Here is a 26,457-nt window from a genome sequence, read left to right on the forward strand (position 1 = left end):
AAAGACACTTCCCCGCGAAGTGTCTTTTTTTATGTTTGGAGAAGTGGCAATAAACTGTAAATTTGTTTTTCCTAGTATTTATTTTGTATGGAATACCCAGTTATAATAGGGGCAAGGGGGAGTTGTGTTGACTATCTTCATTCGTTTGTGGAAGAATATTACATCTATTAATTTTCTCTCGATAGCTATAGCTTCCGTTGTTGTCGTTATGACCGGGACAGTAGGTATTCACTTTATCGAAAGAGAAAACTTTCCGTCATGGTTTGATGGTTTTTGGTGGACCATGACAACCGTCACAACAGTTGGGTATGGAGACTATTACCCACAGACAGTACCAGGAAGATTATTAGGGATCTTTTTGTTTCTATTTGGAATTGGTGTCATTGGTGTACTGATTGGTAAGATAGCGGATGGTGCTTCGGCGTTTAAGCAAATGCAAAGGGAGGGAAAGCTGTTGATTAAAAGAAGTGGACATTATATATACATAGGCTGGTCTAGAAAGGTGAAAAAATCGATAGAAGAAGTACTGGCAAATGAAACGGACGCCTATATCGTCGTAATTGACGATAGAGGAGAACACCCATTTGAACACGAGCATATTGCATTCGTACAAGGTGATCCCACCGATGAAGCAATACTGAAGCGGGCAAATCTTTTAGAAGCGGCGCGTGTTGCTGTATTCTCTGACCCAACATTAGATTCTACTCTTTTGGCAGATGCCAAGACACTTTTAATTGCTTCTGCAGTCGAGGGGATTTCCAAAGCAGAAAATGTAAATATACATACAGTGGTTGAAATCAATAATGAATCGCACATCCCTAAATTTGAGCATATTTCAATTGACGATTTTATCTTATCGAATGACTCTGTCTCGTTGCTGATGGCGAAAGCTGTTCTCACACCCGGAACTTCTAATCTATTCCGTCAGCTTTTAAGTAAACAGCATGGAAGCAATATTCATGAAGTGAAACCAAAGTCAAACTGGCAGACATACGAAGACGCACAGCATGCCCTAGCAAAAGAGGGGATGAATCTTTTCTGCATAAATGAAAACATGAATTTCCTGCATGATAAAGATTCCGCATTAGAGCCGACCGATCGCTTGTTTGTTATAGCTAGTGATGAAGTATACGAAAAGTTTAAACATCATATTGTGTAAGGCTTTGAATCATGGTACTATAGTAAAAATTTACAAGTGTTGAAGCGGAGCAGTATGGTATGTAAGCTCCTTCTACAGAGAACCCTGTAACGCTGAGAAGGGTGAAGGAGACCAGCCAGAACAAACCGTGGAGCTGTTTGCCGGATCAATCGTGATGGCAAACCGGGAGTGCCCGTTACAGCACAAGGTCTACGCAGTATATTGCGTGTACTTTTTGAGCCTGACTAGGTTACTTGTCAGGAAAACTAGGGTGGCACCGCGACGGTATCTCGCCCCTAAGATTTCGATCTTGGGGGTGGGATTTTTTTATTGGCTTTAACTTCAAACGAATGAAATGGAGGAAGAAAATGAGAAGATACCGTTTACGTGCTATTGGCGTGCTGGTTTCGATAACTTTTGCATCCTGCGGGGAATGGATATACCTGATTGCATTGAATTTAAAGGTGTACCAGCAAGCAGAGCAAGCAGCTGTTGCTGTTGCGATGCTGTATATGATCAAGCCCGCTGCAGGTCTTTTAATGAACAGTTGGGCAGGCAGCTTCATTGATCGAATGGATAATCGAAAGTTGATGATTGGATTATATCTTATAAGGGTTATTGGTTTAATGGGTATGATGCTGACAGACTCACTTGGACAAATTTATCTGCTTGTCTTCCTTGTTGCAGCTGCAGCTTCCATATTTGAACCAGCCAGTCTGCCGTATATTACTGGGCTGATACAAAAACAGCACTGGCAGCGGTTTAATTCATTTCGAGCCATAGCAGATGGAAGCGGATTTGTACTAGGTCCAGCATTGGCTGGTGTATTGGTAGGTATAGGTTCCGTGGACATGGCATTGCTTGTCAACATTCTCCTCTTACTACTGGCAGCTGGGATTTGTCTCGTGCTCCCCTCGGTAAAGATACCGATAGAAGAAAGCGGACAGCGCTGGATTCAGATTTGGAGAGATGACTGGAAACTTGTTGCTGCATTTAGTAAAAAGTTTGCCGCGCTGACACTGCTGCTTCTCTTATTTAGCTGTATGACAATTATGACAGCTGCTGTGGATTCCATGGAAGTAGCTTTTGCTTCGGAAGCAATTGGCCTATCGCAAGCTGCCTATGGGGTACTGGTAAGTGTTGCGGGGACAGGATTCATCGTTGGCTCCATTATATTAAGTATGGTAACACGATATTTTCAGGCTATACAGCTACTTTGTTATGGAGCTGCCGCAGGGGCAATCGGTTATGTTGTGTTTTCATTTTCGTACAGCTTTTTATCCGCCAGTATTGGTGTATTTGTCCTTTCGGCTGCGCTGGCATTTTCCAATGCGGGTTACCTAACGTATATGCAGGAACATATTCCTGAAAATCAGCTGGGCAGGATGATGAGTCTGTACCAAACAATTGAGTCGGTTCTCATCATCGGGATGACAGCCGTCCTCGCGGGCATTAATGCGATGACAGATGTAGCTATAGCTGTACAGATTGGATGCTTCATTATGCTGCTGATAGCGATGCTGTTATTTTATTTGAGTAAGAGAAGAAGCTTATCAAGTTAAAAGGACATGCGCACGAGGCATGTCCTTCTTCTTATAATATAAATCCGCTTAAAGCACCGAGTATAACAATAAACCATGCGGGCAGCTTCCAAAACGCGAGTAAGCTGTAAAAAACAGCCGCAAGAGCAATGTCTACGGGAGAGTGAATAGCTGATGACCAGATAGGAATAAAAAATGCACTGATTAAGATGCCGACTACGGCAGCGTTAATTCCGGCAAATGCTTTTCGGAAGCCAGCGTTTTTCTGCAGAATTGCCCAAAAAGGAAAAGCGCCTATCAACAGCAAAAAGGCAGGCAGAAAAATGGCAGCGGTAGCTAATAAACCGCCTTGCCATCCGTAAAGCACAGTTCCCAAATAGGCGGCAAAAGTAAAGAGCGGGCCGGGCACTGCCTGAGCAGCTCCGTATCCTGTAAGGAAATCTTGCTGACTAATTAATCCAGTTGGGACGAATTCACGCTCCAGCAGAGGAAGGACGACATGTCCGCCACCGAAAACGAGTGATCCAGCGCGATAAAAACTATCTGCCATGGCAAGTACCGGATTATCTATAAAGGTGCGCAAGAGCGGAAGTCCTGCTAGCAGCAAGAAGAATAAACTTAAACAGATGACACCAGTCCGTCTCTTTATAGCAATGTTTACATTAGCAGTTTCTTTTGATGTCGAATCCGGGTGCAGAAATAAGTACCCAGCGGCTGCTGCAAGTAGGATGGCGAGCAGCTGTGACAATTGATGCGGCCATAGCAGTGTGAGCACGAGGGCGCCGAGTGCGAATGCTTTAGTCAGTAAATTGGTTGTTAATTTCCGGCTCATACCAAGTACGGCATGCGCAACTACTGCTACTGCTACAAGCTTGAGGCCTTGAATCCAGCCGGCGTCAGTTAGATTTGTTTGTCCGATAAATATGGCAAATAAAATAAGAACTAGAACAGACGGCAAAGTAAAACCGAGGAATGAAATTATACCGCCAATTAAACCGCCTCTAACAATTCCAATACCAATTCCGACTTGACTGCTGGCAGGTCCGGGCAGAAACTGACTCAGAGCTACTAAGTTAGCATAGGCTTTTTCATCCAGCCAGCGCTTGTTTCTTACATAAGCTTCTTGGAAATAGCCAAGATGCGCTATTGGACCGCCGAAGGATGTGCACCCTAAGCGAAAGGAAACAAGAAAAATTTCTATTAGAGCTGATAATTTTGTTTTATTGTTCGTCATAATGCAGACTCCTTTCCATATATTAATCTTTGGCATCATATAAACACACTAGAAAAGTCACATGTACTATAACATCAGCTTAACTTTCTTGCTTGCCAATTTACAAAAAATTAATAAATAAAAAATCAGGAGCACATTCTTGACAGACAGACCAAAAGAAAATATTATTATCTAGACCGATTGTTATAATTAGAGGAGTGCAGGGTTGTATGAAGCCGTGAAAAAGAAGGAAACCACAAAAGAACTTATCTTACGAACCGCCTCAGAGCTGTTTCAGCGGCAAGGATTTCATGGCACGGGTTTGAGTCAGATAATTGAAGAAAGCGGTGCGCCAAAAGGGTCTTTGTATTATCATTTTCCAAATGGCAAAGAAGAAATCGCTTTGGAAGCAATTAAGCTGATGAAAACACTGGTCTTGGAAGGCGCTGCTAAAGATTTGGCTGCCAAAGATACAGCTGTGGAAGCTTTTCAGTATCATATTCATAATATAGCCGCAGACTTCGAAAAAAAACAACAAATGGAAGGTGTGCAGATTGGACTTATTGCATCAGAGACAGCCGCAACAAACGAAGTGCTGCGCAACAGCTGTCAGCATGCATACGCCGATTGGCAGAATTTATATACCGACCGTTTGATGGCCTTTGGTTATGAAAAAGAAATGGCGAAAGACTTGGCCGTTACAATAAATGCCTTAATAGAAGGAGCGGTGATTCTTGCGGTGACAAACGCATCTGGAAAACCGCTGTATAGTGTAGCGAGACAGCTTCCGTCATTACTAAATCAAAATTCCTAATTTGGAGGAGAGAATATTGCAAATGGATAGTAACAAAACTGCAACAGCCGCAACCAGCAGCGAAATTAAAGCTATGCCAATTATTATTTCATTCTTGATTGCTGGTTTCATCGGTTTGTTCAGTGAAACAGCGCTAAACATCGCGCTTCAAAACATCATTCAAAACTTCGGCATTACGCCGTCTACAGCACAATGGCTGACGACAGGATATTTGTTAACGCTAGGTGTACTTGTACCGGTTTCCGGTTTGATTATGCAGTGGTTTACAACGCGACAGTTATTTCTAACATCTTTAGTTTTCTCGATTATTGGAACATTTATTGCGGCAATTGCGCCATCATTTACCGTGTTGCTCGTCGCACGAATTGTACAGGCAATTGGTACGGCACTTTTACTTCCGCTAATGTTTAATACGATTCTAAACATTATCCCGGCGCACCGTCGTGGTAAAGCGATGGGACTAATCGGATTGGTTATCATGTTTGCACCGGCAGTAGGGCCGACTGTTTCTGGTCTGATTATCGATAAGCTGACTTGGCACTGGATTTTCTGGTTCTCCTTGCCATTGCTTTTAGTTGCACTTGTTTTCGGTGCTTTCTTCATGCAAAACGTGACGACATTAACGAAACCTAAAATTGATGTTTTGTCTATCGTTCTATCCACTATCGGTTTCGGTGGTGTTGTATATGGCTTCAGTCATGCAGGAGAAGGTGGCGGATGGGGTGACCCAGTCGTGATCGTAGCGCTTGCAGCAGGGGCCTTGAGCTTGATTCTTTTCTCTGTACGTCAGGTTCGAATGAAACAGCCAATGATGAACTTAGGTGCGTTCCGTTATCCGATGTTTGTCATAGGTTTAGTATTAATTTTAGTTAGTATGATGGTAATGCTTTCTTCGATGATTTTACTGCCATTGTACTTGCAGACTGCTCTCTCCATGACGCCGCTAGCGGCAGGGCTTGTTTTGCTTCCAGGTGGTGTTATCAACGGTTTGCTGTCACCTGTTATGGGCGGACTGTTTGATAAATTTGGACCAAGATACCTAGTAACGCCTGGTTTGATTCTTGTTACAGCTGCTATGTTCGGATTCTCTACTATTTCTTTAGATACGTCTACGGGTTTCATCATTGGATTGCTGATTGTATTGATGATTGGTATCTCGATGATTATGATGCCAGCACAGACAAATGGTTTGAATCAGCTGCCGCCTAGCTTGTATCCAGATGGAACAGCAATCATGAACACATTACAGCAGGTTGCTGGTGCAATTGGTACAGCTGTTGCGATTAGTATCATGACTGCTGGACAAAATGGTTACTTGGAAGATGCTGCAAATCCAAGGGATCCACAAACAATGCTTCAAGCATTTACAGAAGGTGTTCAAAGCTCCTTTATCTTCGGTATCATCATTGCCATTATTGGAGTGGTAATCAGCTTCTTTATTAGAAGAGTAAAAGTGGAACATCAAGAAAATTAAGCGGAAATCCTGCCGTCTATGCGGCAGGATTTTTTTGTTTGGCGCTATAATGAAGGAAGGCAGACAGAATGGGGGGCGCGGTTTTCTGGGGCTGTACCGCTTCGGCAGCAAGGTTGAAGTTTGCGGAATGGTTCATCCAGATTATCGCAGAAAAGGTATATTATCGATATCCTATAGAAAGGCCGCTCGAGTGAGCGGCCTTTATCTTATTTCTGTAATAGGTGATTGATGCTAACCATTTCTACGCACAAGCACAGCACGTCAATCGCTTTTTTCAAATCTTCAATTGGAGGCAGTGTTGGTGCAATCCGAATGTTAGCGTCGTACGGATCTTTGCCATACGGGTACGTTGCACCTGCACTTGTCAGAGTAACGCCTGCTTTCTTGGCAAGCTCTACAACTTCTTTGGCACAGCCTTCCATCGTATTCAGACTGATGAAGTAACCGCCGTTCGGGTTCGTCCAATCAGCTATACCTTTACCGCCCAATTTTTCATCCAGAATGGTCAGGACTGTCTGGAACTTTGGAGCAAGGATAGCTGCATGCCTTTTCATATGATCAGCCAAGGTAGCTTTATCTTTTAAGAAAGCGACATGACGCAGCTGATTTAGTTTATCCGGTCCAATTGATTGGATGGAAAGATTCTTTTTATAAAACGCAATATTTCTTTCACTGGAGGCTAGTACAGCGACACCAGAACCAGGAAAAGTCACTTTAGAAGTAGAAGCAAACTGCAGCACGCGATCGGAATTTCCGGCTTTAGATGCTGCTGTCATGATGTTCTTCAGTTCATCTGGTTCATCGGTAAGGTGATGAACCGTATAGGCATTATCCCAAAAGATACGGAAGTCATCCGCAGCAGTTTTCATCGTTGCAAGTCGATCCACAACATTATCTGTGTATGTGATGCCATCTGGGTTACTGTATTTTGGTACGCACCAAATACCTTTAATTTGTGGATCGGCTGCTGCTAACTTCTCCACTTCATCCATATCTGGTCCTTCTGGTGTCATTGCGACTGGGATCATTTCAATGCCTAATGCTTCACAAATAGCGAAATGGCGATCATAGCCAGGGCTTGGGCAAAGGAATTTTACATTTTCTTGCTTTACCCAGGATGCAGCGTCCTCTGATACTCCGTGAAGCAGGAACTGAACAATGGAGTCATGCATCATGGTTAAGCTGCTGTTTCCGCCAACAATAATTTGTTCTGGTGATACATCGAGTATAGAAGCAAAGAAAGCTTTTGCTTCCGGAATGCCGTCTAATACACCGTAGTTTCGGGCATCCAAGCCATTTTCTGTCTTGACTGCACTTGTGGAAGTCAGAATATCCAGCATTGGCTGAGATAAATCAAGTTGTTCTGTACAAGGTTTGCCGCGTGTCATGTCCAGCTGCAGCTGCTGACTTGCAATTTTCTCGTAGGCATCTTGCAGTGTATTATATTTTTCTTGTAATGCTTCATTTGAAAGATTATGATAATTAGCCATGAATGCCGCCTCCGCCTGATTATTTTTCACAGATTATCTTATCACGAAAAAAGTGGAATTCCTAACGAGTTCGAATTATTCTATTACTATTCTAAGCTATAGCTGGGGGTGCTGTGTGTGAGAAATACGTTTACTAGAATTGGAGAACAAACGGATGGCTACCCATTGTTTGCTGAGGAATGGGAAGCGAAAGCAAAAGAAATGTTACCAGCAGGTCCTTTTGGATTTCTGCAAAGCGGTGCTGGGGATGAAATGACACTTGGACAAAATCGCGAAGCCTTCTGTGCGTATGATATTTTGCCTCGTGTTTTGCGAGATGTATCAGATGTGGATCTAACTGTCGAGTTACTTGGGCAAACGTTATCTATGCCAGTTCTGCTGGCGCCTGTTGGTTATCAAGGTATTTTTCATCCGGAGATGGAGATTGCCAGTATGAAGGCTGCAGCAGACGCCCGCATCCCATTTGCAGCAAGTACCGTTACGACTGCTTCCTTGGAAGAAATAGCGACAACTGCTCCGGAGGGAGTAAAGTGGTTCCAGCTTTATTGGTCAACTAACCGTAGCTTGACTGCCAGCATGGTGAAACGAGCAGAAAGAGCTGGTTATCATGCGATTGTAGTAACCGTAGATACCGGACTCCTTGGCTGGCGGAAACGAGATTACCGAAATGGTTACTCACCACTCAAGTTATTAAAAGGTGCCGCAAACTATGTACAAGATCCAGTCTTCCGTGAAATGGTTCCTGATCTTTCAGAAGCACATATTAGAGAAGCCATCTTGGAAAGTATCCATCATCCCAATCTAACTTGGGATGACCTGCTGTTTCTTAGGGAGCAGACAAGCCTGCCAATTGTGGTTAAGGGAATTCTGCATCCTGCCGATGCAAGGCAGGCTGTTGACTTAGGTTTTGATGCGATTGTAGTCTCCAACCATGGCGGCAGGCAGCTTGATGGCGCTGCTGCATCTCTTCGTGCCTTGCCAGCTGTTGTGGAGCAGGTAGATGGTGCGGTGCCGGTACTGATAGATGGCGGAATTCGATCTGGGGCTGATGTGTTCAAGGCGATTGCACTGGGCGCGGATAGCGTCCTGATTGGTCGTCCTTATGTATATGGACTAACTCTCGGCGGACAAGCAGGTGTACGTCGTGTGATTGAAGACTTACGAACGGAATTGCAGCTGACTTATGCGTTAGCAGGCGTCACGCGAACAAAGGATATTAATACGGCATACCTGCTGAAAAGGTAGGGTATAGGACTTTTAGAGGTGATAGAATGCGAACGCAGGCCCATACAAAGAAAAAAAGAACAAAAGCAACGATCGCGACAATTTTGCAGTATATCTTAAATGTAGCATTAATACTCCTGGCTATTGCAATCACGATTTTATTAGGAAAAGAACTGATTGATATTATTACCAATTCGCTGTTCAATGACGGAAATACTTCAAGACTGACATTCTTGAACAATATCTTGGTATTTTTCCTTTATTTTGAGTTCATCGCCATGATTGTAAAGTATTTTCAAGAAGATTATCATTTCCCGATTCGGTATTTTCTGTATATCGGTATTACAGCCCTCATTCGCCTAATTGTTGTGTACCATGAGAGTGCGCTGTACACCTTGTACTATTGCGGAGCCATTCTCCTACTTGTTCTTTGCTATTTTGTTATGAATTTGGCTAACGAAAGATCGAAGAAAGAAGACTTTTGAAAATGAAGCATACATGCTCTAAGAGCTGGTATGCTTCTCTTTTTTGGGGAAAAAGGTATAGCTGACACTAATAAGAAAATCGATGCCGAGTGCGATTGACCAGATGCGCAGCACATTGGTAAGTGCCTCGGTCCGACTTGGATCATTAATCCAATAGACAACTGCGAGCAGCAGAACAGCTCCAATAATATAAGCCAGCAGATGCTGCAGCCAGCTCTTCATTTCTTTTTGCGCGTGCGCTTTTCCGTAGAGTTTTTTTGGTCTTTCACCTTGCTTTGCGATGAAATACGCAAAACGCTGATCGGCCCAGCGAATCATGGATCTTCCGTAAGCCAAACTGACACCAATGTAAATAGCGGCGATGGCGTGGGCGGTAGTTGCGGTTGTGCCGCGGGCTAGGTCGTATGCAGTGGCAATAAGCAGAACTAAATCAATCAGCGGGGTAGTGCTAAGCAGAATCATGCCGAGCTTAGGCAGTTTAAGCACATAGCGGGACAGCAGTCCAGCAGCAATAAAGATCCAGAAACCAACTTCACACAAGATGATTAATATAATAATGGCATTCATCAATTGCCCTCCTTTTTTAGTACAGTTGTATTGTTATGCTAGCATTGTTTCTTTTGTGATACAAGTGTATTAAATAAATTGCTTTCCTATGCGACTTTTGCTAAAGTGACATTATGCCAAAGAAAATTGATCATGAAGCGAGAAAACAAGATATAGCAAAGGCAACTTGGCAGGTCATTCTGGATGGCGGGATAGAGGCGGCATCGGTTCGGAATATTGCTAAGAGTGCCAATTTGTCACTTGGTGCATTGCGACATTACTTTTCAACACAAGAGGAACTGCTGGAATATGCGATGGAGCTTGTTAAATCCCGTTGTGAAGCTCGAATTATACAGGTTATTCAACGAAATGATCCGCCAAAACAGCTTGTCACAAATGTGCTGCTGGAACTTCTGCCTATTAATCGGGAATCAATGGCAGAGATGCAGGTGTGGTTTGCCTTTACACTGCATTTAAAATACAAGCAAGGCGATGCTTTCAGGCAGACAGACGGTATACGGGAGGCAGTTCAGCGTGCGCTTGTTTTTTTGTCAGATAGCGGAGAACTGAAGGAAAGAGATTTAAAGAAGGAAACAGAAAAACTTTATGCTTTAATTGATGGACTGGCAATTCATCGGTTTCTTAATCCGGAACTTTTTTCTGGAGAATACACAACTGAAATACTAACCGAATATATGGATGATCTGTGCAAGAAATGAGAAGAGGAGCAATTGATGCTCCTCTTTTTTTAATTAAAAAAGTAATTGATCTTATGCTGATCCTAGAGAGTAATAGCTTACTAGGAAATGGAATGGATAATGAAAATGACATACTAATCTTATATGTTGTATACTCAAAAACCTTGATTTAAAGGTAAACAAATAAAAAATAAATTTGAGCAAAATGATTTCATTATAAAAATATTAGTAGTAGAATGGGTGTCAGTAACTTTTTTAAGTTTTTTAATTAAATAAACTAACTGTAACACAAGGAGGAGAAAGTAATGGAGTCAACATTAACAGCGCAACAATATTATGTGAACGGTGAATGGAAAGAAAGCAGCACAGGTAACGTTGTAGAAATACTATCCCCGTACAAAGATGGTGTTGTCGGTACTGTTCAGGCGTTATCGCAGGAAGAAGCCGAAGCAGCAATTCAATCTGCTAAGCAAGCGCAAAAATCCTGGGCAAAAGTTAGCTTGCAGGAAAGAGCAGATCTGCTGTATAAATGGGCAGATGAGCTGCTTGCAATGCAGGATGAAATTGCACAAACAATGATGCAAGAAGTTGGAAAGAGCCTGAAGGATGCGAAAAGTGAAGTGCAGCGGACATATGATTATATCCGTTATACTGCGCAAGAAGCGCTGCATACTAATGGGGAAAGCATGAAAGGCGACCGTTTTCCAGGAGGATCCAGCTCGAAGGTTGGTATTGTGGACCGTGTACCTTTAGGTGTAGTGCTAGCGATTTCACCGTTTAATTATCCAGTGAACTTATCAGCATCTAAACTTGCTCCAGCACTTATTTCCGGTAATACAGTCATCTTTAAGCCAGCAACTCAAGGCGCTTTGAGCGGCATTAAAATGATGGAAGCACTTGATCGTGCAGGGCTGCCGGCAGGGGTTGTTAATATCGTTACTGGCCGTGGTTCCGTTATTGGTGACTTCCTTGTGGAACATAAAGATATAAGCATGGTTTCCTTTACAGGTGGCACGAAAACGGGAGAAAATCTGGCGAAAATCGCAGGGATGAAACCAGTTGTACTTGAGCTGGGCGGTAAGGATCCAGGGATTGTCCGCGAAGATGCGGACTTGGATAAAGCAGTAAAAAATATTATAAGCGGCGCTTATTCTTATTCTGGGCAGCGCTGCACAGCTATTAAGCGTGTACTTGTGCATGACAATGCAGCAGATGAGCTAGTAGCTAAATTGAAAGAGCAAGTGGCTGAACTTGCGGTTGGATCACCAGAAGAAAGCAATACGGTTGTTCCATTGATTGATAGTAAATCGGCTGATGGTGTGCAAGCGCTCATTGACGATGCATTGGCTAAAGGTGCCACATTAGTGGCTGGCAACAAACGAGAAGGCAACTTGATTCACCCGACATTGCTTGATCATGTAACGGAAGATATGGATGTAGCTTGGGTGGAGCCGTTCGGTCCCGTATTGCCTGTCATACGTGTTGGTTCTGATGAAGAAGCAATAGAAATTGCTAACAAATCACAATATGGATTGCAAGCGAGCATTTTCACACGTGATGTGGATAAAGCATTTTATATCGCAAATGAATTAGAGGTCGGCGCTGTTCAAATCAACGGACGCACAGAGCGTGGTCCTGACCACTTCCCATTCCTTGGTGTAAAAGGTTCTGGTATGGGGACACAAGGAATTGCTAACAGCATTCTTTCCATGACTCGTGAGAAATTAACTGTGTTAAATTTAGATAACTAAAAAAGAGGAACCCCATAAGGGATTCCTCCTCAGGCAGAGCTTCCATGCTCTGTCTTTTTTGTTTAGTCTTCGTCAATTAATGTAAGCTGACGCGTTTTCTCTGCTACTTCTTCTGGATCAATCGTAATACGGTTCACACCAGTATCCATTGCTGCTTTCGCTACAGCTTTGGCAACAGCTGGAGCAACGCGAGGATCGAATGGAGCTGGGATTACGTAGTCTTCGTTCAAATCGCTCTCGTCGATTAGCTCAGCAATCGCTTTGGCAGCGGCAATTTTCATTTCTTCGTTAATACCGGTTGCGCGAACATCCAGTGCACCGCGGAAAATACCAGGGAATGCTAATACGTTGTTCACCTGGTTCGGGAAGTCAGAACGGCCAGTTCCGATAACACGAGCGCCTGCTTCTTTCGCATCGGTTGGCAAGATTTCCGGATCAGGGTTTGCCATTGCGAAGATGATTGGATCTTTCGCCATTGTGCGCACGTCATCTTGAGAAAGCAGATTCGCAAGGGATACACCGATGAACACATCTGCATCCTTGATCGCATCAGACAGGCTTCCTTCTTGACGGTCACGGTTTGTAATTTTCGCAACGCGGTCTTTCATTTTGTTCATGCCTTCCGGGCGACCTTCATAGATCATCCCTTTGGAGTCACACATGATCACGTTATTCACACCAAGGCTGTGCAGCAATTCGATGATTGCAATACCAGCCGCGCCAGCACCATTTGCGACAACTTTGATATTGTCGAAGCTTTTGCCAACCAATTTAAGGGCGTTCAATAGACCAGCAACTGTTACAATCGCAGTCCCGTGCTGATCATCATGGAATACAGGGATATCTGTTTCTGCTTTTAGGCGTTCTTCAATTTCGAAGCAGCGCGGTGCAGAGATATCTTCCAAATTGACACCGCCGAATGTTGGCGCCATTAGTTTAACTGTACGGACGATTTCATCAACATCATTTGTATCCAGCACGATTGGGAAGCTGTCCACACCTGCGAAGCTCTGGAATAGAACTGATTTTCCTTCCATTACTGGCAGAGATGCTTCTGGGCCGATATTTCCAAGGCCAAGTACAGCAGAACCGTCGCTGACAACAGCAACCATATTGCCTTTCATTGTATATTCGTACACATCATCTTTATTCTGATGAATTTCTTTACATGGTTCCGCTACACCTGGAGAGTAGGCAAGACTCAAATCTGTCGCGTTACGAACAGGAATCTTCGACTTCATTGTCAGTTTCCCTTTGTTTTCGCGATGTATTTTTAGTGCGTCTTCTCTTAGATTGCTCATGTATTTCATCCCTTCTTTATATGTAAATACTTTTAGTTAGATTTCTATATCAGCTTCGATTATACCTGTCTGTGAAGGAAGAAAGCGATTAATTGGCTTGTGATTTCACTTATATAACTAAACTAATATATAGTTAAAATAAATTAAGTGGATTCGGGTGTATTTTATAATAGATTGACGGAGAGACTTTCAAGGCATTCGAAGCTAATGAAGAAGGTATACGCAATTGATCTGGTGAGTGCGAGCACTGGAGAAATGAAAAAGAGATATGGTTATATTTATGTAGATAAAGATAATGATGGAAACGGTTCGCTTAATCGAATCCGGTACAAGAAAGTTATTGCATCCAATGGCGAAGATTTAAATAATTAAAAGATACAGCACCTAACCAGATAATCTGGTTAGGTGCTGTATTTATTGGAATCAGCCCTTTTGCTGTGTTGGTCGAATGAGCAGTTCGTTGACCGCTACATCGTCAGGCTCGCTTAATGCAAAGCGGACAGCTCGTGCGATACTATCTGGTGTGACGGCGGCATCTAGCACCTCGCCCATGCCTTCCCGTATTTCATCGTCTGTTATGCTATCCGGAAGTTCTGTTTTAATAGCACCTGGTGAGATGATGGTCGTGCGGATATTATTCGCTGCTTCTTCCTGGCGCAAGCCTTCTGTAATGGCTCGGACGGCAAACTTTGTTCCGGAATAGACAGCTGATCCGGGACTTGCTTTGTGCCCTGCTACAGAAGAGGTATTGATAATATGACCTTGTTTTCGTTCGCGCATATGCGGCAATACAGCGGCAATGCCATATAATACACCTTTTATATTTACGTCCACCATGGTGTCCCACTCAGAAATTTTCTTCTTATGCATGAAAGAGAGCGGCATTAATCCGGCGTTGTTGAATATAGCATCAATCTGACCATACGTATCAAGTGCCAGCTGTGCCAACTGTTCGACTTCTTCTTGGTTGGTAACATCTGTTGCTTGGTAGACGGCCTCTCCGCCGTTATTCTTAATTTCATCTGCCAGCTCTTGCAAACGCTCTTCCCGGCGTGCGGCAAGTACAACTTTGGCACCATGCTCCGCCAGTTCCTTTGCTGTAGCCTCGCCGATACCGCTTGATGCGCCTGTAATGATGACAACTTTACCTTGGACATTTTCACTCATAATTAAATTGCTCCTCTCAGGTTACCATTCTTCTTATCTATAACCTATTTACCAATCCCGAAACATAAAAAGAGCCTCCTAAAGGAGACTCTTGGATATTAATCGTCATCACCATCATCCGTTTCTCTTTCTGTATACGTTACTTCACCTGTTTCGGCATCAACTGTTACTTCAATTTCTTCTTTGCCGTTACGAAGCTCAACATCATATTCTAATTTCCCATCATCTTCATCAAGGCTGATCTCAGTTAGTGCAGCGCCTTTCTCTTGAGCAAGAGCTGTTTCTGCCGCAGTTTTAAGGTCGACTTTTGGCTGTGGCGCTTGATTATTGTCATCGTCATCATCATCGTCATCTTTCCTTGAATCCACAGTGCCGTCATCAGCATTTACATGAAGGTCGTATTCGTTTTTGTCATCATTTACATCAACCTCATAATAAGCATTTCCATTCCGAGATTCGAGTTCAACACTTGTAACAGTGCCAGCTTGCTCCTTGCTAGCGTTATCGATTGCTTGATTCAGATTTACTTTTGTATCAGTCGGTACGTTGTCATCGGCACTTACGTGATGATAGCCAAACCCTAATCCTGCTGCCAATACCACTGCTAAACCGCTTGCTGCTAAATTTTTCTTTTTCATTTCATCCATCTCCTTGTTTGTTGTTATGGTTCTACTATATCCGAAGCTTCTGAGAGCAGTATGAAGCGAAAATTAGAAAACACTGAGAAAAGAAGAAGACCTTTCACAGACTAATTGTTTCATCTTGCGCATAACGGGAAAAGTTTCTAAGTCGAGACAAATCCTAAGGAGGCGTTAACGTGAAACAGCAGTTTGATTTACTTTATATAAATGGTGAATGGCGTAAAGGGAATAGCGACAAGACTTTTGAAAATGTGAATCCTTACAATGGAGAGACGCTGCTTACAATTCAAGGTGCAAATGAAGAAGATGTAGATGAAGCTTACCAGGCAGCTGCCCAAGCGCAGAAGGAGTGGGCAGAGCAACCGCCGCAAGTGAAGCGAGGTTTAATTGAGAAGGCAATTCAAATTATGGAAGAAGAGAAAGAACTGTATATTGAATGGCTTATCAAGGAAGCGGGCAGTACGTACCGGAAGGCTGTCGGTGAATTAACAACTGCAATCAATTTTATGAAAGAAGCGGCCTCTTATCCAAACCGGATGAAAGGGGAAGTATTTTTATCTCACGTTCCTGGTAAAGTCAACAAAGTGTATCAAGAGCCGCTTGGTGTAGTCGGCGTAATCAGTCCTTGGAACTTTCCGCTGCATTTAACGATGCGCTCTGTGGCGGCAGCATTAGCAACGGGGAATAGTGTTGTTATTAAACCATCTAAAGATACAACTGTAACAGCGGGATCATTAGTTGCGGCTGTATTTGAAGAGGCAGGGGCGCCGAAAGGGTTAATCAATTTAGTGAGTGGTAAAAGCTCCGAAATTGGTGATGCCTTCGTGAAACATCCAATCCCAAGAATGATTTCCTTTACAGGTTCTACGGGAGTTGGGAAGCATATCGCGGCACTTGCGGCAGGTGAATTGAAAAGTACAGCATTAGAGCTGGGCGGCAATAACGTCCTCATCGTAATGGAAGACAGCAATATGGACGCAGCAGTTGAATCCGCTGTTTACGGAAAGTTTTATCATCAAGGGCAGGTTTGTATCGCTCTGAATCGTATATTAGTCCAATCTTCAATAGCAGAAGAGTTCACGAGCAAGTTCGTTGAAAAAGTGAAGCAACTGCGATACGGTGATCCTGCAGATGAAAACACCCAAGTAGGTCCAATCATAAACGAGCAGCAAGTGGACAGCATAAAAGAGCAGCTGCAGCGTGCAATTGATGCCGGAGCAAATGTTCTGACCGGCGGTAATTGGAATGGCAATGTCTTAGAGCCTACTGTCGTCAATAAAGTGGACAATCAATCTCCGCTCGCAGCAGAAGAGATATTCGGACCAATTGCCCCAATTATTACGTTCGAAACAGAAGACGACGCAGTAGCGATGGCTAATGCGCATCCGTACGGTCTTTCTGGTGCGGTACACTCCACAGTCGGTCATGGGGAACAGATTGCGCGCCGGATTGAAACAGGTATGATTCACGTGAACGATCAAAGCATCAATGATGAACCGCAAGCTCCTTTTGGCGGTGTGAAGCAGTCTGGTCTCGGACGTTTTAACGGCAAATGGGCACTAGAAGAATTCACGGAGACCAAATGGATTGGTGTACAAAATGAACGTACAGATTATGACAGCTTTTTAAAATAATACAGAAATGAGGGATTCGCATGAGTAAGGTATTTATTATTGGAGCAAACGGTAAAGTAGGTAAAAATCTAGTTAATGTATTGAATGAGAAGAAAGAGCACGAAGTCTCCGTTGGTTTGCGTAAAAAAGAGCAATTTGAATACTTTGAAGAAAAAGGCGTAAAACCTGTTCTTTTAAACTTAGAAGATAACCTAGACGCGATTACAGACGCGATTAGTGATTCTGATGTTGTTGTATTTACAGCTGGTTCTGGCGGCAGCACAGGTCCGGATAAAACATTAACAATTGACTTGGATGGGGCGGCTAAATCCGTGCAAGCTGCTGAGAAAATCGGAGCAAAACAATTTATCATGGTCAGTGCAATTCATGCCGATGCACCTGAACACTGGACAGAAGATATGAAGCCTTATTATATTGCGAAACATTACGCAGACAATATCATTCAAGCGAGCAAGCTGAACTACACGATTCTTCGTCCGGGCGGTTTATCTGATGAAGCAGGAACAGGGAAAGTAACAACTGACCCATCAGACTTCAAGACAACAATGATTCCGCGCGAAGATGTAGCACGCGCGATTGAAGCAGCTATCGGCAATGAGAACGCAGAAGGTAAGGTTGTTTCCTTGTTGGCTGGAGATACACCAGTTGAAGAAATTTACGAAGCACTATAATTGAAAGGATCGCTAATTTAGCGGTCCTTTTTGATTTGGATAAGATTGTATTTTTTTACGGTGTGATTTAAAGTTAATACATGAGTTGGATTAGATTGAAATCACGAGATGGATAAGATACTACAATAATCTGAGCAAAGATATCTTTGGGTAGTGGGGCGGTTAGCGGTGAAAAAGCACATAGAAAGAAGACTAGCGTATTTGTACTCGGGTGAGTTAGCTTCAGTCATTTTATTTCTTCCAGTAAGCGGGCTTATTAATATGGCATATCCGCACTTAAAGCTGTACGCTCTTTTTTCATTTTGGACATCATTCATCTTATTAGAGGTTCTGTTAATACAAGGGACTTTGTATTGGTATAGCAAGCTTAAAAGACTCCGAAAAGAATATACTACAGTAACACCCGCTAATTTGGTTAGACAGTTAGCCCGCCTAAAAAAACTGAATGTAATTCTTATTATTATCTGTCTGACAGCCTTTATCTATGATTACTTCTCTTGGAATCCTAACTGGCCTAATGGCGGATTGCTAGTATCTGTTTTTATCTTTGTATTTGCCGTGTTAGAGTACATAAACTACTTTCATACGCAGCTATCGTATGACAATGCAGCTGATTTGAGGTATTTATTTCAACGGAAAGTGCTGAAGCCAGCGTGTATAAAACGAGATATCAATCGATTACATAATAACAAAAACAAGAACCTCGCTTAAGTGAGGTTCTTGTTTTGTGTAACTGCTATGCGGACTTTACCAAAGCTCAGATAGCAATGTATAGCTCTTTCTGCGTTTCTCTTGATCGTGGATATCCGATGTAACAATAAGTTCATCAAACTGTGTTTTCGCATGGAAAGCTTCCAGTTCATTCGCAACTTTCTCTTTATCTCCGACGAAGGAGTAAGTCAGTGTGTTGGTGACATGAAGTTTTTCCTGCTCGTTCCAGATATGATCCATGCTTTCAACAGGTGCTGTGGATGCACCGGAACGGCCGCGAATGATGCTGAGGAATTTCTGTTTCAATGTTGTTGATAGAAATTCAGCTTCTTCATTCGTATCTGCTACAACAGCATTTACTGTTACCATTGCATACGGTTTATCCAAGTATGCAGATGGCTGGAATCGCTCGCGGTAAAGTCGAAGTGCATTATGCAACTCGCCGGGTGCAAAGTGACTTGCGAATGCGAAAGGCAATCCGAGCATGGCAGCAAGCTGTGCGCTAAATGTACTGGAGCCTAGTAGATAGACAGGTACATGCGTGCCGTGACCAGGGTGTGCTTTGATTGGCAGATTGTCGTCACCAAGGTATTGGAGCAGCTCTTGCACATCTTCCGGGAATTTTTCTGCACTTGTATGTGCATCACGACGTAAAGCGCGGCTTGTCATAAAGTCTGTGCCAGGTGCGCGGCCAAGGCCAAGGTCGATACGATCTGAATACATTGTTGCCAACGTTCCGAATTGCTCCGCTACAACGAGCGGCGCATGGTTTGGCAGCATCACACCGCCGGAGCCAACGCGGATTGTGGAGCTATGACTGGCAAGGTAGCCAATCAATACGGCAGTAGCGGAGCTTGCGATTGTCGGCATGTTGTGGTGCTCGGCGACCCAATAACGTTTGTAGTCCAATTTTTCCGTATGCTGAATGAGCTGTTTACTGTGTTCAAAGGCTTCTTTTGGTGTTTGGCTATCTGGTACAGGTGATAAGTCCAAAACCGATAAAGGTGTTCTGGTCATCATGTATTCTTCCTCTCTGGAACTTCTTATTTATAATCGAATCCGTTCTGTTTCAGAACATCCGTTACTTTTCCATAATCTTTATAACGCTCAGCGTAAAAGGCTGCTACACGTTCTGACCAAGGATGCGGTTTTGTTTCGCCAGTCCGAGCCTTGATGGCTTCTTGCTGTTTTTGGTCCATTTCTTCCACAGCTTGCTGCTGATTGTGTGTGTATGTTTCTTTATGATAAAAAGCATCGAGCGGAATGCGCGGGCTTTGCGGCGGCAGCGGATCTGCTGGGTGGCCGATTGCTAATCCAGATACCGGGAATGCAAGTTCCGGCAGCTCAAGCAGTTCGGAAATTTCAGCAGGGCTTCGTCGAACACCACCAATTGGCACGGTTCCAAGTTCCATTGATTCGGCAGCAGCAACAGCTGTACCAAGTGCGATGCCAACATCTGCAGCACCAACCATTACCGCTTCGATATTCTCCATGACTTCAAGCTTCTTGCCGTGCATGTCAGCTGCGTGTTTATTACGGCTGTAGTCCATACAAAATACTAAAAATGCAGCTGCATCATCGATGTGCTTCTGGTTGCCGGAAAGTTCTGCGAGCTTGCGCTTTCTTTCCTCATCTGTCACAACAACAACTGATACTTGCTGGCCATTGATCCAGTTTGGAGCTTGCATTGCCGCTCTCATAATGGCATCAAGCTGTTCTTGTGTTAATTTTTTATTTGTAAAGGTTCGTACAGAACGATGCTGGTGTAATTGATTGATTATATCGCTCATAATAGCCTCCTATTCTCATGTGAAATACATGCGCTACAGATTATTATACGTAGGTGAAAGAAAGGAAAGCAAAGAAACAGCTTATAAACAGACAGCACGAGCGCTAAGCTCGTGCTGTCTGTTTTAATCTTTGTTCAATGTCAACACTGTCTCAGCAGTTTCATTTAAAACATGAATCTGCTGTTCAGGTGTTTGCGGGTAATAATAGCCATGTTCCATCATATAGCTGAAAACACGCTCATGCTGCTCAATATGTGCATGCAGCTTCCGTTTTAAATCGCTGCGCAGCTGTTCATTTGCCGTTTCGTTTATTGCCTTCGCGGTATTGATAATAGCAGTCTTCACTGTGACTAATAAATCTGTCACGATCACTTGGTCTGTAACTTCTCGAGCAGATCCGAATATTTCGGTAAGCTTATCCATGCTGCTCCTCCTGATTCAGAAAGCGCTGCAGCATATGAATGTGACGCTTGTCGGCATCTGCTTGCACTTGCAGCAAGTGCTTCAAGCCATCATCTTTGGCCAAAAATCGCATGCCGGATGACTTTGTCAGCGATAAACAAGCTGTATTCAATAACTCCATCGCCTCCATCGTTTCGTGGATACCGGATTGATGCACAGAAACGCCTCCTTTTCTGATATTTTGTGAGAAACAGGCAGCTTTATACATACATAAATTCGCTCTCCAAGGAGAAGCTGAAAGAAGATAAGGGGGCAGAAATATGACCGATAATCAGCATTTAGCACCGCATGAAACAATGGAAGTGCATGAGCTGCTTAACTTCAAAACAACTTCTGTTATGAAATCAAAATTCCTGCAAGGTGTCGTCTTTGATCAGAAAATTAAACAGTTAATGGAGAAAGATGTGGAAACTTCTGTGCGTCAAATTCGTGATCTGGAGGAGTTGTATGCCAAGTCAATGCTTGTGAAGGAGGGTGAAGCGGATGCATGATTACCTAGATCCGGAAAACGCCAAAGGTATGCCCGACTTAATGGATTCGGCCATTTGTACAGAAATGCTTATCACCGCCAAGTCAGCAGTAAATAACTATGCGATTGCGATTACCGAGGCGGTGCATCCAGGGCTAAGACAAACATTGGTGCGCCATCTTGACGAAGCAATCGAGATGCAGGGGGCAATTTCTGCCTTGATGGCTCAGCACAATTGGCTGTTTCCTGCTGACCCGAAAGCACAGTATCCATTTGACCGAAAAGCTGCTAATACAGCAATTGACGTTGTCAGTATGGACTTATTTCCATATGATACAGACCGCTTAGGTATGTTCGCCACACCGACCAATACCGAATCGAAGGAGAATCAGAAATGAAGGCAGTCACGTATCAAGGGATAAAGGATATTCGGGTAAAAGAGGTAAAAGCACCAACAATAAAAAAGCCGGATGACATTATTATCAAGCTGACAGCCTCTGCCATTTGCGGCTCGGATCTGCATTTGCTGCATGGCATGATGCCGAACTTGCCTGAAAACTATATTATTGGACATGAGCCAATGGGAATTGTTGAGGAAATAGGGCCGGAAGTGACCAAGGTGAAAAAAGGAGATCGTGTTGTTATTCCATTTAACGTCAGCTGCGGCGAATGCTTCTTTTGTGAGCATCATTTAGAAAGTCAATGCGATAACAGCAACCCGAACGGCCAAATGGGGGCTTACTTCGGGTATTCAGATAATGCAGGCGGTTATCCTGGAGGGCAGGCAGAATACATGCGCGTGCCTTATGGGAATTTTGTTCCTTTCAAAATACCAGAAAGCTCAGAAGTAGCGGATGAGCAGCTTATTTTATTAGCAGATGCGGGTTCTACTGCATTTTGGTCGGTTGATAATGGAGGCGTGAAGCCAGGCGATACAGTTATTATACTGGGCTGCGGACCGGTCGGCTTGCTGGCGCAGAAGTTTGCTTGGCTGAAAGGCGCCAAACGCGTCATAGCGGTTGATTATATCGATTATCGACTGCAGCATGCGAAACGCACCAATAATGTGGAAGTAGTCAATTTCGAGCAGCATGAGAATACAGGTGAATATTTGAAAGAAATTACGAAGGGCGGCGCAGATGTTGTGATCGATGCTGTCGGTATGGACGGCAAAATGACACCGATGGAATTTATCGGGACGGGGCTAAAGCTTCAAGGCGGTGCACTCAGCGCCTTTGTTATGGCAGCCCAATGTGTCCGTAAAGGCGGCACCATCCAAGTGACAGGAGCATACGGCGGCCGGTATAATGCTTTTCCGTTCGGTGATATATTCCAGCGCAACGTAACAATTAAAACCGGACAAGCGCCAGTTATTCACACCATGTCGTATTTGCACGGTTTGATGCAGGATCGAAAAGTTGATTTGAGTGATATTGTGACACATATTCTGCCGCTGGATCAAGCGAAGGAAGGTTATGAGAAATTTGATACGAAGACGGATGGTTGTATTAAAGTTATTTTAAAGCCATAAAAGCACCCGGCGGGGTGCTTTTATTATACCAATTTATCAACCCACAGCTTCCGAAAATTCGGGTGTCCGAAACCTGTCAGCTCCAAATCCTGCAGGAAGGCAGTGTGAGTTCTTTCCTTGATAGGATGGTTTTGAAAGATGATAAGTCTCTCAGTGTGTATGTAGCGTTCAATGGTATCAGCAATGTTGCTCCGCTCTTCTCGGGTTGCACAGTCTTGGTAGTCGCTTAGATACTGATCAATCTTCTTCAAGTGCGAGGGACTAAAATACGTACGGAACAGCAGGGCTTCATTTTTGAAGGCGCCGATAAAGGAAAGCTCCCGATCGTTATTGGCGATTTCACCTAGAAAGGCCATATCAAAGGCTAGCATTTTCTGCTTGTCATAGATGCTGTCCAAGTCATATTCGGCGAGCTCTAGTGTGATGCCATATTTGGCGGCTTCTTTTACCAGCCATCTAGCCGGAATGCCGGCTGACTTGTGGCGGATTACACCTACGGTTAGCCGTTCGCCTTGATAAGCCGATTTAGCTAATGCTTCTTGAAGCTTTTGTTTACTTTTAACAGGTGTAACTGACTTTTCAGGAAAGAAGCTGCTGGCGTGTTTTAGTTTGCCGAACAATGGCTCCAACTGCAGGTCATCAAAAATCTGCTGTATATCCAACAAGTGATACATTGCTTCTCGGAAATACCGATCTTGCACAATCGTGTCACGATAAAAGTTAAAGGCGAGGAAGTGAAATCCTTGTCCTACTTCATAGTGAGATTGCGTCGGACCTTTTTGGTTGGGTAAGCTGTAATTTACTGTCTTCTCACCTGGTTTGATGCGCCACATTTCTACCCGATCGAGGAAAGGGCGCATGTGGAAATATGAAGGAAAAACCTCCAGTACAAGCAGCTTATCTGTCCGCTCCTTCAATTGATAAGGGCCGGTTGCAACCCAGTCGTATTCATTGAATGGCACATCATGCGGCAGGATGGCCATGCTTACACTTGCCACGTATCGGAGAAAGAATGGATTGGGCTTTGCTAATCGGAATCGGATAATATAAGGATCTAACACTTCCGTTTGCAGAATATCCCGAACGAGCCAAAAAAAAGGAGACCCTTCTGTAAATCGGTTCACCGTATAAGTGACATCAGCTGCCGTCATTTCTTTCATATGATGGAACAGCACACCTTTTCGTAAATAAAAAGTCCACTCAGAATAATCTTCATTTGTTTTCCAGTGATGGGCAAGATGAGAGTGGACGCTGTCCGTTTCTTGGTCGTACATAACAAGCGTGTCACTCAGCTGCTCAATAAGGTGACTTTCGAATGTAATCGAGCTGGCGCAAGGGTCCAATGTTGTGATCTGTCGGTTGAAGACCGTTCGAAGTGTGTCCTGACCTTCATGCTGCTGATAGCCAAATAGCTGCTCTAATTCTGTAATGTGGGTATACCAATGCCGAGGTATTGGCAGCTGCAAAAGCTGAAAAAGGATGTGCGGCTTATTTTCCTGAATGCAGTAGCGTAGACACGTCTCCACATCTTGGCGGAAGTCTGACAGAAAGGTGAGTATCGACTTATTACCTCTGCCGCGTCCAGGCTGATAGCTGAGCTGTCCGTTGTCTTCCAGCTTTTTTAATTTGCGAATCACATGTCGCTTTGTACATTGCCAGATTGTTTCTACTTCCTGCAGGGTGCAGCTGACAGATCCTTGCTGTTCTTGCTCAAACAATTGAGCTCGTAAAAGGTAATAACTAATATCCAATGTTTCTATCCTCCTAAAAGGTGACATCTTTATTAGAATTATACACTTTTTACCTCTTTTCGACTTCCGCATAATGGAAAAAAGAGAGAGGGGGAGCAGATATGTTTAAAAGTCTGCATCCGAATATACGGATACGAATTTATACTTCTTTTATGAGCCGAATGATTGGCTCGATGATTTTTCCGTTCATGGCGGTTTACTTTGTACAGGAGACGAATGCAACGATTGCTGGTGTGCTCATGATGATTAACATTATTATTCAATTTCTGGCAAGTTTGTATGGCGGCCATTTAGCGGATCGAATCGGCAGAAAGCGTATGATGGTGCTTGGAGAGACGGCGAAAACAGCGGCGTTTATTGGAATGGCTGCAGTGAATACACCTACTTATACGTCGGCAGCTATCACCTTTGCTATGCTGATGATAATCAGTATAGCTAGCGGGATGATTACGCCGGCCCAAGAGGCGATGCTTATAGATGTTAGTACACCAGAAACACGTGCTTATATGTATAGCATTAACTACTGGGCAACGAATCTATCCTTAATGATTGGACTTGCAATTGGCGGTTGGCTGTTTCAAGATTATATGTTCCAACTGCTGCTTGGCTTAGTCGTTATGTCGGTTATAACGCTAGTAATTACAAGGGCTTTTATTCAAGAAACGTATACAGTGAGCTCAGCAATGAAACAGAAGAGCCGGCTCGGATTGAAATCGCTGTTTGAAAGTTACCGTAGTGTGAGTAAAGATACAGCTTTTTTATTATTTGTGCTAAGTGGTATCGCTATTCTTTCGCTTGAGTTTCAGCGGAGTAACTACCTAACAGTGCGGCTGGAGAAAGACATTACGGAAATGGGGTTCTCTATTTTTAGTTTTGATTTCTCTTTGGATGGACTGCGGCTGGTCAGTCTCTTAACGGTAGAAAATACATTATTGATTGTTCTGTTTACAGGACTGGTTACCAAGCTGATTAAGGGGCGCAATGAACGACTCGTGATGTATATCGGTTTTGTCTTGTTTGGGTTAGGATTTGCTATGATGGCTGTCAGCAATAATCCATTTCTCCTCGTGACAGCTGTGCTGATTCTTTCTATCGGTGAATTGATGTATGTTCCGACGAGGCAGACGATGCTGGCAGATATGGTGGATGATACAAAGCGTGGGACTTACATGGCATTTCACGGGTTTGTGTTCCAATTCGGTAAGCTGATAGGTGCAGGCGGCATCATCGTGGGAGAAGCAGTCGGCCAGTATGCGATGGGAATCAGTTATATCCTTCTTACTATACTTGGTATTCTATTTTGTGAAATGGCACGGCGCCAGCGTTTTACAAGCCTGGGCCGTACGGCAGTAAAGGAGAAATCTAAACTTATCTAAAAATGGAACAAAAGCTGCTGTATCTTCGTAAGAAAGTGAATAGCATGATAACGGAGGTGCAGCATGGGCACATATTATATCAAACAAAAGGTCTTCAGCTTTAAAGATAGCTTTTCTGTTTTTGATGCAGAACAACAGGAGATTTATCGGGTGACATCCAAGCTTTTCTCGATGCAGGATCGTTTGACGATAACGGATTTGAAGGATAATCCGCTTGTTGAAATTAAGCAGAAACTCGCTTTTTGGAAGCCTAGATATGTAATTGAAGAAAACGGGAAACAAGTAGCTGAAGTAACGAAAAATTTCACTTTTTTTAAAGCGAATTTTTCCTTGCGGCCGCAGAACTGGACGTTGGAAGGTGATGTTTGGTCCCGGCAGTACACATTAGCCGATGAGAACGGTCCGTTGATGCATGTAAATAAAAAGTGGCTCTCTTGGGGGGATACGTACGAGCTGCAGATGGAAGATGAAACACATCTGCTTACGTATATAGCCATCATGATTGTACTGGATATGGTTCTTCACAATGATAATAATGGTTTCTCGTTTGATGGCGGCGGTGGAGAATGAGAAAAGGCA

General features: G+C 43.6%; 27 protein-coding genes, 1 pseudogene and 1 other annotated feature. Of the genes and pseudogenes, 17 read left to right on the forward strand and 11 right to left on the reverse strand.

What is annotated here, in order from left to right; all coding sequences use genetic code 11:
- Positions 1 to 127: 127 nt before the first annotated feature.
- Together KS242_RS01860 and KS242_RS01865 are read left to right on the forward strand one after the other, a co-directional pair.
- Positions 128 to 1,159 (forward strand): ion channel, encoded by a 1,032-nt coding sequence (locus KS242_RS01860; RefSeq protein ID WP_254391778.1) that lies wholly within the window; start codon positions 128 to 130, stop codon positions 1,157 to 1,159.
- Positions 1,160 to 1,189: 30 nt separating this feature from the next.
- Positions 1,190 to 1,439: a binding site (T-box leader), on the forward strand.
- 67 nt (positions 1,440 to 1,506) lie between these two features.
- Positions 1,507 to 2,700 carry an MFS transporter gene (locus tag KS242_RS01865; RefSeq protein WP_217322757.1) on the forward strand — a complete coding sequence of 398 codons (1,194 nt, stop codon included), beginning with the start codon at positions 1,507 to 1,509 and terminating at the stop codon, positions 2,698 to 2,700.
- Between the two features lie 31 nt (positions 2,701 to 2,731).
- Here the strand turns inward: KS242_RS01865 and chrA are convergent, their stop codons facing one another.
- Positions 2,732 to 3,913 (reverse strand): chromate efflux transporter, encoded by a 1,182-nt coding sequence (chrA, locus tag KS242_RS01870; RefSeq protein ID WP_217322758.1) that lies wholly within the window; start codon positions 3,911 to 3,913, stop codon positions 2,732 to 2,734.
- A gap of 205 nt (positions 3,914 to 4,118) precedes the next feature.
- Here chrA and KS242_RS01875 point away from each other — a divergent pair, with 205 nt between their 5' ends.
- Together KS242_RS01875 and KS242_RS01880 are read left to right on the forward strand one after the other, a co-directional pair.
- Positions 4,119 to 4,706, forward strand: coding sequence for a TetR/AcrR family transcriptional regulator (locus KS242_RS01875; RefSeq protein WP_254391779.1), 588 nt, complete (start codon positions 4,119 to 4,121; stop codon positions 4,704 to 4,706).
- Positions 4,707 to 4,728: 22 nt separating this feature from the next.
- Complete coding sequence (locus KS242_RS01880) at positions 4,729 to 6,180, forward strand: DHA2 family efflux MFS transporter permease subunit (RefSeq protein WP_217322759.1); 1,452 nt, start codon at positions 4,729 to 4,731, stop codon at positions 6,178 to 6,180.
- A gap of 206 nt (positions 6,181 to 6,386) precedes the next feature.
- Here the strand turns inward: KS242_RS01880 and KS242_RS01885 are convergent, their stop codons facing one another.
- On the reverse strand, positions 6,387 to 7,670 hold the full coding sequence (locus KS242_RS01885) for an aspartate aminotransferase type Ic (protein WP_217322760.1): 1,284 nt from the start codon (positions 7,668 to 7,670) through the stop codon (positions 6,387 to 6,389).
- A gap of 117 nt (positions 7,671 to 7,787) precedes the next feature.
- Between KS242_RS01885 and KS242_RS01890 the strand changes: the two genes are divergently transcribed.
- Positions 7,788 to 8,915: an alpha-hydroxy acid oxidase gene (locus KS242_RS01890; protein ID WP_254391780.1), complete on the forward strand. Its 1,128-nt coding sequence runs from the start codon at positions 7,788 to 7,790 to the stop codon at positions 8,913 to 8,915.
- Positions 8,916 to 8,941: 26 nt separating this feature from the next.
- A complete protein-coding gene (psiE, locus tag KS242_RS01895; RefSeq protein ID WP_217322761.1) occupies positions 8,942 to 9,379 on the forward strand; it encodes a phosphate-starvation-inducible protein PsiE in 438 nt (145 codons plus the stop codon).
- Positions 9,380 to 9,397: 18 nt separating this feature from the next.
- Here the strand turns inward: psiE and KS242_RS01900 are convergent, their stop codons facing one another.
- Positions 9,398 to 9,946 (reverse strand): hypothetical protein, encoded by a 549-nt coding sequence (locus KS242_RS01900; RefSeq protein ID WP_217322762.1) that lies wholly within the window; start codon positions 9,944 to 9,946, stop codon positions 9,398 to 9,400.
- Between the two features lie 113 nt (positions 9,947 to 10,059).
- Between KS242_RS01900 and KS242_RS01905 the strand changes: the two genes are divergently transcribed.
- The gene (locus KS242_RS01905) at positions 10,060 to 10,644 is read left to right on the forward strand and encodes a TetR/AcrR family transcriptional regulator (protein WP_217322763.1); all 585 of its coding nucleotides are present in this window, start codon (positions 10,060 to 10,062) and stop codon (positions 10,642 to 10,644) included.
- A 284-nt stretch (positions 10,645 to 10,928) separates the two neighbouring features.
- Complete coding sequence (locus KS242_RS01910; protein WP_217322764.1) at positions 10,929 to 12,374, forward strand: NADP-dependent glyceraldehyde-3-phosphate dehydrogenase; 1,446 nt, start codon at positions 10,929 to 10,931, stop codon at positions 12,372 to 12,374.
- A gap of 62 nt (positions 12,375 to 12,436) precedes the next feature.
- Here KS242_RS01910 and KS242_RS01915 read toward each other — a convergent pair whose 3' ends face one another.
- Positions 12,437 to 13,675 carry an NADP-dependent malic enzyme gene (locus tag KS242_RS01915; RefSeq protein ID WP_217322765.1) on the reverse strand — a complete coding sequence of 413 codons (1,239 nt, stop codon included), beginning with the start codon at positions 13,673 to 13,675 and terminating at the stop codon, positions 12,437 to 12,439.
- 225 nt (positions 13,676 to 13,900) lie between these two features.
- Here KS242_RS01915 and KS242_RS01920 point away from each other — a divergent pair.
- Positions 13,901 to 14,047 (forward strand): annotated as a pseudogene (locus KS242_RS01920) (6-phospho-beta-glucosidase); the annotation flags it as partial.
- A gap of 51 nt (positions 14,048 to 14,098) precedes the next feature.
- Here KS242_RS01920 and KS242_RS01925 read toward each other — a convergent pair.
- Positions 14,099 to 14,842: an SDR family oxidoreductase gene (locus KS242_RS01925; protein WP_217322766.1), complete on the reverse strand. Its 744-nt coding sequence runs from the start codon at positions 14,840 to 14,842 to the stop codon at positions 14,099 to 14,101.
- Positions 14,843 to 14,940: 98 nt separating this feature from the next.
- Positions 14,941 to 15,480, reverse strand: a complete 540-nt coding sequence (locus KS242_RS01930) for a PepSY domain-containing protein (RefSeq protein ID WP_217322767.1) — start codon at positions 15,478 to 15,480, stop codon at positions 14,941 to 14,943.
- Positions 15,481 to 15,659: 179 nt separating this feature from the next.
- Here KS242_RS01930 and KS242_RS01935 point away from each other — a divergent pair, with 179 nt between their 5' ends.
- The 3 genes from KS242_RS01935 to KS242_RS01945 all read left to right on the forward strand — a co-directional run bounded on the left by KS242_RS01935 (position 15,660) and on the right by KS242_RS01945 (position 18,499).
- The gene (locus KS242_RS01935; protein WP_217322768.1) at positions 15,660 to 17,117 is read left to right on the forward strand and encodes an aldehyde dehydrogenase family protein; all 1,458 of its coding nucleotides are present in this window, start codon (positions 15,660 to 15,662) and stop codon (positions 17,115 to 17,117) included.
- 20 nt (positions 17,118 to 17,137) lie between these two features.
- On the forward strand, positions 17,138 to 17,788 hold the full coding sequence (locus KS242_RS01940; protein ID WP_217322769.1) for an SDR family oxidoreductase: 651 nt from the start codon (positions 17,138 to 17,140) through the stop codon (positions 17,786 to 17,788).
- A gap of 168 nt (positions 17,789 to 17,956) precedes the next feature.
- Complete coding sequence (locus tag KS242_RS01945) at positions 17,957 to 18,499, forward strand: general stress protein (RefSeq protein ID WP_217322770.1); 543 nt, start codon at positions 17,957 to 17,959, stop codon at positions 18,497 to 18,499.
- A 36-nt stretch (positions 18,500 to 18,535) separates the two neighbouring features.
- On the opposite strand, the gene KS242_RS01950 is transcribed toward KS242_RS01945, so the two are convergent.
- From KS242_RS01950 to KS242_RS01965, 4 genes are all read right to left on the reverse strand, one after another.
- Positions 18,536 to 19,519, reverse strand: a complete 984-nt coding sequence (locus KS242_RS01950; RefSeq protein ID WP_371747582.1) for an LLM class flavin-dependent oxidoreductase — start codon at positions 19,517 to 19,519, stop codon at positions 18,536 to 18,538.
- A 23-nt stretch (positions 19,520 to 19,542) separates the two neighbouring features.
- Complete coding sequence (locus KS242_RS01955; protein ID WP_217322772.1) at positions 19,543 to 20,289, reverse strand: NADPH-dependent oxidoreductase; 747 nt, start codon at positions 20,287 to 20,289, stop codon at positions 19,543 to 19,545.
- Positions 20,290 to 20,412: 123 nt separating this feature from the next.
- Positions 20,413 to 20,712 (reverse strand): spore coat protein, encoded by a 300-nt coding sequence (locus KS242_RS01960; protein WP_217322773.1) that lies wholly within the window; start codon positions 20,710 to 20,712, stop codon positions 20,413 to 20,415.
- A complete protein-coding gene (locus KS242_RS01965; protein WP_217322774.1) occupies positions 20,705 to 20,908 on the reverse strand; it encodes a hypothetical protein in 204 nt (67 codons plus the stop codon). The genes KS242_RS01960 and KS242_RS01965 overlap by 8 nt, the downstream gene beginning before the upstream one ends.
- 103 nt (positions 20,909 to 21,011) lie before the next feature.
- Here KS242_RS01965 and KS242_RS01970 point away from each other — a divergent pair, with 103 nt between their 5' ends.
- The 3 genes from KS242_RS01970 to KS242_RS01980 are packed head-to-tail and all read left to right on the forward strand — an operon-like array spanning position 21,012 to position 22,751.
- On the forward strand, positions 21,012 to 21,242 hold the full coding sequence (locus KS242_RS01970) for a spore coat protein (protein WP_217322775.1): 231 nt from the start codon (positions 21,012 to 21,014) through the stop codon (positions 21,240 to 21,242).
- Positions 21,235 to 21,618: a spore coat protein gene (locus KS242_RS01975; RefSeq protein WP_217322776.1), complete on the forward strand. Its 384-nt coding sequence runs from the start codon at positions 21,235 to 21,237 to the stop codon at positions 21,616 to 21,618. Before KS242_RS01970 ends, KS242_RS01975 begins: the two co-directional genes overlap by 8 nt.
- Positions 21,615 to 22,751: a zinc-dependent alcohol dehydrogenase gene (locus KS242_RS01980; protein WP_217322777.1), complete on the forward strand. Its 1,137-nt coding sequence runs from the start codon at positions 21,615 to 21,617 to the stop codon at positions 22,749 to 22,751. The genes KS242_RS01975 and KS242_RS01980 overlap by 4 nt, the downstream gene beginning before the upstream one ends.
- A 23-nt stretch (positions 22,752 to 22,774) precedes the next feature.
- Here KS242_RS01980 and KS242_RS01985 read toward each other — a convergent pair whose 3' ends face one another.
- A complete protein-coding gene (locus tag KS242_RS01985; protein WP_217322778.1) occupies positions 22,775 to 24,502 on the reverse strand; it encodes an ABC transporter substrate-binding protein in 1,728 nt (575 codons plus the stop codon).
- Positions 24,503 to 24,603: 101 nt separating this feature from the next.
- Between KS242_RS01985 and KS242_RS01990 the strand changes: the two genes are divergently transcribed.
- Positions 24,604 to 25,878 carry an MDR family MFS transporter gene (locus tag KS242_RS01990; RefSeq protein ID WP_217322779.1) on the forward strand — a complete coding sequence of 425 codons (1,275 nt, stop codon included), beginning with the start codon at positions 24,604 to 24,606 and terminating at the stop codon, positions 25,876 to 25,878.
- 63 nt (positions 25,879 to 25,941) lie between these two features.
- A complete protein-coding gene (locus KS242_RS01995) occupies positions 25,942 to 26,448 on the forward strand; it encodes an LURP-one-related/scramblase family protein (protein ID WP_217322780.1) in 507 nt (168 codons plus the stop codon).
- Positions 26,449 to 26,457 lie beyond the last annotated feature (9 nt).

This window comes from Terribacillus sp. DMT04, assembly GCF_019056395.1.
Lineage (GTDB): Bacteria > Bacillota > Bacilli > Bacillales > Amphibacillaceae > Terribacillus > Terribacillus aidingensis_A.

Coding starts and splice junctions, on each gene's coding strand:
- KS242_RS01865 (WP_217322757.1), top strand. CDS start 1,507: ATGAGAAGATACCGTTTACGTGCTATTGGCGTGCTGGTTTCGATAACT.
- chrA (WP_217322758.1), bottom strand. CDS start 3,913: ATGACGAACAATAAAACAAAATTATCAGCTCTAATAGAAATTTTTCTT.
- KS242_RS01880 (WP_217322759.1), top strand. CDS start 4,729: ATGGATAGTAACAAAACTGCAACAGCCGCAACCAGCAGCGAAATTAAA.
- KS242_RS01885 (WP_217322760.1), bottom strand. CDS start 7,670: ATGGCTAATTATCATAATCTTTCAAATGAAGCATTACAAGAAAAATAT.
- psiE (WP_217322761.1), top strand. CDS start 8,942: ATGCGAACGCAGGCCCATACAAAGAAAAAAAGAACAAAAGCAACGATC.
- KS242_RS01900 (WP_217322762.1), bottom strand. CDS start 9,946: ATGAATGCCATTATTATATTAATCATCTTGTGTGAAGTTGGTTTCTGG.
- KS242_RS01905 (WP_217322763.1), top strand. CDS start 10,060: ATGCCAAAGAAAATTGATCATGAAGCGAGAAAACAAGATATAGCAAAG.
- KS242_RS01910 (WP_217322764.1), top strand. CDS start 10,929: ATGGAGTCAACATTAACAGCGCAACAATATTATGTGAACGGTGAATGG.
- KS242_RS01915 (WP_217322765.1), bottom strand. CDS start 13,675: ATGAGCAATCTAAGAGAAGACGCACTAAAAATACATCGCGAAAACAAA.
- KS242_RS01925 (WP_217322766.1), bottom strand. CDS start 14,842: ATGAGTGAAAATGTCCAAGGTAAAGTTGTCATCATTACAGGCGCATCA.
- KS242_RS01930 (WP_217322767.1), bottom strand. CDS start 15,480: ATGAAAAAGAAAAATTTAGCAGCAAGCGGTTTAGCAGTGGTATTGGCA.
- KS242_RS01940 (WP_217322769.1), top strand. CDS start 17,138: ATGAGTAAGGTATTTATTATTGGAGCAAACGGTAAAGTAGGTAAAAAT.
- KS242_RS01950 (WP_371747582.1), bottom strand. CDS start 19,519: ATGATGACCAGAACACCTTTATCGGTTTTGGACTTATCACCTGTACCA.
- KS242_RS01955 (WP_217322772.1), bottom strand. CDS start 20,289: ATGAGCGATATAATCAATCAATTACACCAGCATCGTTCTGTACGAACC.
- KS242_RS01960 (WP_217322773.1), bottom strand. CDS start 20,712: ATGGATAAGCTTACCGAAATATTCGGATCTGCTCGAGAAGTTACAGAC.
- KS242_RS01970 (WP_217322775.1), top strand. CDS start 21,012: ATGACCGATAATCAGCATTTAGCACCGCATGAAACAATGGAAGTGCAT.
- KS242_RS01975 (WP_217322776.1), top strand. CDS start 21,235: ATGCATGATTACCTAGATCCGGAAAACGCCAAAGGTATGCCCGACTTA.
- KS242_RS01980 (WP_217322777.1), top strand. CDS start 21,615: ATGAAGGCAGTCACGTATCAAGGGATAAAGGATATTCGGGTAAAAGAG.
- KS242_RS01990 (WP_217322779.1), top strand. CDS start 24,604: ATGTTTAAAAGTCTGCATCCGAATATACGGATACGAATTTATACTTCT.
- KS242_RS01995 (WP_217322780.1), top strand. CDS start 25,942: ATGGGCACATATTATATCAAACAAAAGGTCTTCAGCTTTAAAGATAGC.